The organism is Cupriavidus sp. YAF13 (assembly GCF_052113425.1).
Taxonomy (GTDB): Bacteria; Pseudomonadota; Gammaproteobacteria; order Burkholderiales; family Burkholderiaceae; genus Cupriavidus.
In genome coordinates this window covers 23331-29330 of sequence record NZ_JBFRDD010000079.1, presented here as the reverse complement: position 1 = coordinate 29330, position 6000 = coordinate 23331, and the positions used below count along the sequence as shown (strand labels likewise).

Sequence of the window (6000 nt, the reverse complement as noted above, 5' to 3'; positions counted from 1 at the left end):
GTTCTACCTGATCCGCTTGCTGGGTGGCTTGTGCTTCCTCTCCGGCATGCTGCTGATGGCATACAACGTGGCCAGGACCATCATCGGCAAGCCTGCCGTGGATGCACTGATCCCGACCAGCGTTTCCGCCTCCGCCCATTGATCATTCCAGGATAGAAACGATGTCCGAAAAACGAAGCTTCTTTACGCACGAGACCCTGGAGAAGAATATCGGGTGGCTGATCCTCTGCACCATCCTGGTGGTCAGCATCGCCGGGCTCGTCCAGATCGTGCCGCTGTTCTTCCAGCACTCCACCACCGAGCCCGACGCGGGGATCAAGCCGTACTCCGCGCTGCGCCTGATGGGCCGCGATATCTATATCCGCGAGGGCTGCGTGGGCTGCCATTCGCAGCAGGTGCGCACGTTGCAGGGCGATGTCGAGCGCTATGGCCATTACTCCACGGCGGGCGAGTCGGTCTACGACCATCCCTTCCTGTGGGGCTCCAAGCGTACTGGTCCCGACCTGGCGCGCGTAGGCGGACGCTACTCCGATGACTGGCAGCGCATCCACTTGCGCAATCCGCGCGACGTGGTGCCCGAATCGGTGATGCCGTCCTACCCGTGGCTGGAGAAAACGCCGTTGCAGACCAATGACGTCCGCGATCGTATGCGTGCGCTGCGCCGTCTTGGCGTGCCGTACACCGACGCCGAGATCGAGCAGGCGCCTGCCACGCTGGCCGGCAAGACCGAGGAAGACGCGATGGTCGCTTACCTGCAGGAGCTTGGCATCGCCAAGCGCAATGTGCGGGTCGATACCGCGGCCGCCGCGCAGCCTGCGGCCACGCCGGCCAAGGAGTAAGCCATGGCAATGCTCACCGCGTTTTCCACCGTGGTCTCGATGGCTGCCTTCATCGCCATCTGCTGGTGGGCCTGGTCGTCCGGGCGCAAGGCGGCCAACCAGGAGTCGGCCATGCTGCCGTTCGCCTTGCCCGACGAGCCGCTGGCCGCATGCCAAGACGCCAGCCCCGATGCCGGCCACCGCGTCGTGCGTCATGCCGGCGGCGCAAACAACACCAAGCAGGAACACTGAGTCATGAGCGACTTCTTCACGGATTTCTGGAGCTACTACATTGCCGCCATCGCGCTGGTCGGCATCGTCTGGTGCGTGTGGCTGCTGTTCTCCCAGCGCAAGGTCACCAAGGTTGTGGGCGCCCCTGAGGACACCGGCCACGTGTGGGACGGCGACCTGCGCGARCTSAACAAYCCGCTGCCACGMTGGTGGATGTGGATGTTCCTGCTGGCATGCATCTTTGGCCTGGGTTACCTGGTGCTGTATCCCGGCCTGGGTTCCTACGCCGGCGTGCTCAAGACCTCCAGCCGGGTTGAGTTGGAGGCGCACCGCCAGGCGGCCGAGCAACTGCAGCGCGAGGTCTATGGCAAGTACATGCAGATGGACGTCAAGCAGGTGGCGGCCGACCCGGCGGCGCGCGAGATCGGGCAACGCCTGTTTCTCAACTACTGCGCGCAATGCCACGGTTCCGATGCGCGCGGCAGCCACGGCTTTCCCAACCTGACCGACAACGACTGGCTGTACGGCGGGGAGCCCGAGACCATCACGCAGACCATTACCAAGGGCCGCAACGGCGTGATGCCGTCGTTCGCCTCGACCATCGACGGCAAGCTCGCTGGCGACGTGGCGCAATACGTGCGTTCGCTGTCCGGCCTGTCTTACGACCCGATCCGCGCCTCGCGCGGCGAGAGCACGTTCAAGTCCACCTGCGCGGCCTGCCATGGCTCCAGCGGCAAGGGCAACCAGGCGCTTGGCGCGCCTAACCTGTCGGACCGCGTGTGGCTGTACGGCAGCTCGGAGGCGAACATCGTCGACGCCATCCTGAAGGGCCATAACAACCATATGCCGGCGCACGAGGAAATCCTCACGCCGGAGCGTATCCGCATGTTGACGGCCTATGTCTGGGGCCTGTCCAACACCGGTGGCGGTGCAGGCGAAGGGGGCAAGCAATGAGCCACCACGCTTGTGCTTGTCAGCCGGGCCGGCACCGCGGCGGGGGTGTTCGCTCATGAACGCCCCCGGACCGGAGCCGCTTCAAAGGAACGGGGCCGCGTGGGCGCCGCTGCGAGCGCCCACGCCTGGCGCGGCTGACGCGGAAACGTCGGACGAGACCCTGTACGAAGTCCGCCGCAAGATCTATCCGCGCTCGGTGTCGGGTGCGTTCTCGAACTGGCGGGTCTGGATGGTGGTCCTGACCCAGCTGTTCTTCTATGGCATGCCCTGGCTGCAGTGGAATGGCCGCCAGGCCATGTTGTTCGATCTCGGCGCGCGCAAGTTCTATATATTCGGCCTGGTGCTGTGGCCCCAGGACGTGATCTACCTTGCCGTGCTGCTGGTGATCTCCGCGGTGTCGCTGTTTCTCTTCACGGCGATCGCGGGGCGGCTGTTCTGCGGCTACGCGTGTCCGCAGACCGTGTACACCGAGATCTTCATGTGGATCGAGCGGCATGTGGAAGGCGACCGCTTTGCCCGCATCCGCCTGGACGGCGATCCTTGGAGCGCGCGCAAGCTGCGCCTTAAGGCCACCAAGCACACGCTCTGGATCGTGATCGCGCTATGGACGGGCTTTACCTTCGTCGGCTATTTCTCGCCCATTCGCACGCTCGGCGCGCAAGTGCTGAGCCTCTCGCTGGGCCCGTGGCAGACGTTCTGGATGCTGTTTTACTCGTTTGCCACCTGGGGCAACGCCGGCTTCATGCGCGAGCAGGTCTGCAAGTACATGTGCCCGTATGCGCGCTTCCAGAGCGTGATGGTGGATCGCGACACCTATGTGGTCACCTATGACGTGGGCCGCGGCGAACCGCGCGGCAGCCGCTCGCGCAAGGCGGACCACAAGGCCGCCGGGCTGGGCTCGTGCGTGAATTGCAGCATCTGCGTGCAGGTCTGTCCCACTGGCATCGATATCCGAGATGGCCTGCAGTACGACTGCATTGGCTGCGGCGCGTGTATCGACGCCTGCAACCAGGTCATGGACAAGATGGCCTACCCGCGCGGGCTGATCCGCTATACGTCCGAGAACGCCATGCGCAGCGCGCTCTCCGAGACCGTGGCGCGCAAGCGCCTGGTGCGGCCGCGCACGGTGATCTACTCGGTGATATGGCTGGCGCTGGTCGCCGGCTTCATGGCCTCGCTGGCCATGCGCACGCCGCTCAAGGTCGATATCATCCGCGACCGCGGCGCGCTGGGGCGTGAGGTGGAAGGGCGCTGGATCGAGAACGTGTACCGGCTGCAGCTGATCAACACGACCGAGGCACCGATGCGCGTCGCCGTCAGCGCGGGCAGCGGCGAGCTCAAGGGCCTGGCCGTGGAATATGATCACGCTGCCGGCAACCTGGAACCCACATCCAATCGCCTGATTCCCATCCGGGTGCGCGTGCCGATCGAGTCCGCGGCGCAGGGCACGCACAAGATCGAGGTCACGGTCACCGCGGTGCCCGACGAGGGCGCGGGCAGCCATGGCGCAGAGATTCGACAGAGCACCAGCTTTATCGTGCCGCGCAATCTATGAGGCGGCGGGGACGCTGGATGCACCAATCCGTACGCAACATACGGGATCTAGATCTAGAGGAGGAGGCCAGATGACGCAGCAAAGCAATCCCTGGTGGAAGGAGCCATGGCCGTGGCTGCTGATGAGTGGGCCGTTCGTGGCCATGGTGGCCTGCGGGGTCACGATCTGGCTGGCTATGACCCACCCGGATCCACCCATTGAGGAAGGGGTGGCGCGCCACGGCCTGGTGGTCGAGAAGGCGGGCAGCGCGGCACGCCAGGCAGCGCCGGTCGCGGCGCAAGCGAGGTGATCATGAGACTACGCTGGCTGATGTGGGTGCTGTGGCCCGCTTTCCTGGTCGCCGGGCTGACCACCGCGCTGGTATTCTCCATGGTCGATCCCGGCGACCTGCGCTTCTTCGGCCAGCCGGTCGATGCATCGCGGGAGGCGGTCTACACCGTGGGCTTCCTGATCGCGTGGGTGCTGTGCGCGCTGTCGAGCGGCTTGACGCTGTACACCATGCCCACGCGGCTGGCGGACACGGACGAGCTGGAGTGATTGCGATGCGCGCCTTGCCGGTTCAGGCCAGCAGGCGCGGCATCGCGGCGTGCCGCCGCGGGCGAGGGCGGCCCGCGACGAGCACGTCAGCAGGATTTGTTGACGATCTGCTTGATCCCCACCATGTCGACCAGCTTGACGTGCCGCTGGCGGATCTGGATCAGGCCGGCTTCCGCAAAGCGCGAGAACAGGCGGCTGACGGTTTCGAGCTTGAGCCCCAGGTAGCTGCCGATTTCCTCGCGGCTCATGCGCAGCACGAACTCGGAGGCCGAATAGCCGCGCGCGGACAAGCGCTCGGACAGGTTGATCAGGAAAGCGGCAAGCCGCTCCTCGGCGCGCATCGATCCGAGTGTGATCAACATGACCTGGTCCTGCGAGATCTCCTTGCTCATCAGGCGCATGAACTGGTGCTGCAGGGAAGGCAGGACGTTGGACAACGTCTGGAGATCGCCGAAGCGCACCACGCAGACTTCGGTATCTTCCAGCGCGGTGGCATCCGACGCGTGCTGCATCTCGCCGAGGCCGTCAAGGCCGACGACTTCGCCGGGAAGGTGGAAGCCCGTGATCTGCGAGCGGCCGTCTTCCATTGTCAGGTGGGTCTTGAGCGTGCCGAAGCGGATCGCGTAGACGGCGGTGAGAGGATCGCCGAGGCGGTACAGGGTTTCGCCCTTGCGTACGCGCACCCGGTCCTGGACCAGCGTATCCATCTTTTCGAGGTCCTGCTGCGACATGCCGACGGGCAGGCAGAGCTGGCCGAGCGAGCAAGTGGAGCAGCGGGGCGACATCTCGGTAATGGGAATGGTGGTGAGCAATTGGGGCCTGTCGGTTTAGCGCAGTCAATCAAGCGCGATGTGGCAGGCGCATTGAGTTGAGAGCTTGACGTTGAGAGTCGTCGATTGGAAGCGCCATCCACATCGGCCTGGCGCGCGGGTCTTGCGGCAGTGCGCTATCTGTGCAGCGCGGCTTGCCGTGCCCGTCGTCATGTTGTGCGAGCGCGCTGGTGTGCGCGGGCGCAAGGCCTCATGTTGATAGCGCCTCTTGGAGCTGCGGGGGCGCGTTCGACGCATTTTACCGCGCCGGACGTTGCGATTGTGTGATTGGGAGGAGAAGTTGACCATAGGCGTGCTTATCAGCGTATTTACCCTGGCTTTGCTGGGCGGCGTGCACTGCGCCGCCATGTGCGGCGGGATCGCGCTGGCGGCGGAGCAGGGCGGCGTTGCGCGCGTGCCTGCCACGGTGCTCCGGCGTCCCGGCCATTGGTTGCTGGAACTGCTTGTCATGCATGCCGGGCGGCTTAGCATGTATGCGGTGCTGGGGGCCTTGCTGGGCGCCCTGGGCGCTGGCGTCTGGGGGGCGCAGTACCTGCCGCTGCAGCGCTGGCTGTTTGGGATCGGCAGTGTGATGCTGGTGTTGTCGGGCTTGTGGATGTTGCGCGGGCGCACCATGGGTACGGGTTGGCTGGAGCGGCTCGCCGCCCGTGGCGCGGGCGGCTTGCTGCGCGGCCTTGGCGCCGTCGGGGCGCGCTTGCCGGCTGCGGCCCGGGCGCAGGGGCAGGGCCGGTTGCTGCGCCGCTACGGCATGGGGCTGGCCTGGGGGCTGGTCCCGTGCGGCATGGTGTACGGCGCCCTTGCCATGGCATTGCTGGCCGGCAATGCCGCGTCGGGCGCGCTGGTGATGGCCGTGTTTGGCCTGGGCACCCTGCCGAATCTGCTGGTGATCTCGGGCCTGTCCGGCTATCTCAGGCAGCTTTCGCGGCGCCCGGCGTTGCGGGCTGGCGCTGGCCTTGCGGTGGTGGCCTTTGGCTTGGCCGGGGTGGCGCGCGCGCTGCTTTTGCCTGAGACGCTTGCCGCGCACGGATTCTGTCTGGTCTTCTGAAGCGCTGTTTCGTGGTGTATCTGTCACTTC

The 6000-nt window shown here is 65.7% G+C and carries 7 protein-coding genes and 2 pseudogenes; 8 read left to right on the top strand and 1 reads right to left on the bottom strand.

The annotated features are described in order from the left end of the window. The 7 genes and pseudogenes from AB4061_RS37445 to AB4061_RS37415 all read left to right on the top strand — a co-directional run. Nucleotides 1-142: pseudogene (locus AB4061_RS37445) on the top strand (cytochrome C oxidase Cbb3); the annotation flags it as partial. 19 nt (nucleotides 143-161) lie between these two features. Further along, a complete protein-coding gene (ccoO, locus tag AB4061_RS37440; protein ID WP_441641150.1) occupies nucleotides 162-839 on the top strand; it encodes a cytochrome-c oxidase, cbb3-type subunit II in 678 nt (225 codons plus the stop codon). Nucleotides 840-842: 3 nt separating this feature from the next. Further along, nucleotides 843-1004: pseudogene (locus AB4061_RS37435) on the top strand (cbb3-type cytochrome oxidase subunit 3); the annotation flags it as partial. Nucleotides 1005-1073: 69 nt separating this feature from the next. Beyond that, nucleotides 1074-2003, top strand: coding sequence for a cytochrome-c oxidase, cbb3-type subunit III (gene ccoP, locus AB4061_RS37430; protein WP_441641149.1), 930 nt, complete (start codon nucleotides 1074-1076; stop codon nucleotides 2001-2003). Nucleotides 2004-2058: 55 nt separating this feature from the next. Further along, nucleotides 2059-3558, top strand: a complete 1500-nt coding sequence (gene ccoG / locus AB4061_RS37425) for a cytochrome c oxidase accessory protein CcoG (RefSeq protein WP_441641148.1) — start codon at nucleotides 2059-2061, stop codon at nucleotides 3556-3558. Nucleotides 3559-3628: 70 nt separating this feature from the next. After that, nucleotides 3629-3847: a membrane protein gene (locus tag AB4061_RS37420; RefSeq protein WP_043347331.1), complete on the top strand. Its 219-nt coding sequence runs from the start codon at nucleotides 3629-3631 to the stop codon at nucleotides 3845-3847. 2 nt (nucleotides 3848-3849) lie between these two features. After that, on the top strand, nucleotides 3850-4095 hold the full coding sequence (locus tag AB4061_RS37415) for a hypothetical protein (RefSeq protein WP_441641147.1): 246 nt from the start codon (nucleotides 3850-3852) through the stop codon (nucleotides 4093-4095). An 86-nt stretch (nucleotides 4096-4181) separates the two neighbouring features. On the opposite strand, the gene fnr is transcribed toward AB4061_RS37415, so the two are convergent. Continuing rightward, nucleotides 4182-4907, bottom strand: a complete 726-nt coding sequence (gene fnr / locus AB4061_RS37410) for a fumarate/nitrate reduction transcriptional regulator Fnr (RefSeq protein WP_150990999.1) — start codon at nucleotides 4905-4907, stop codon at nucleotides 4182-4184. A gap of 298 nt (nucleotides 4908-5205) precedes the next feature. Between fnr and AB4061_RS37405 the strand changes: the two genes are divergently transcribed. Continuing rightward, entirely contained in the window at nucleotides 5206-5970 is a 765-nt protein-coding gene (locus tag AB4061_RS37405; protein WP_441641146.1) for a sulfite exporter TauE/SafE family protein, read from the top strand. Nucleotides 5971-6000: the final 30 nt, after the last annotated feature.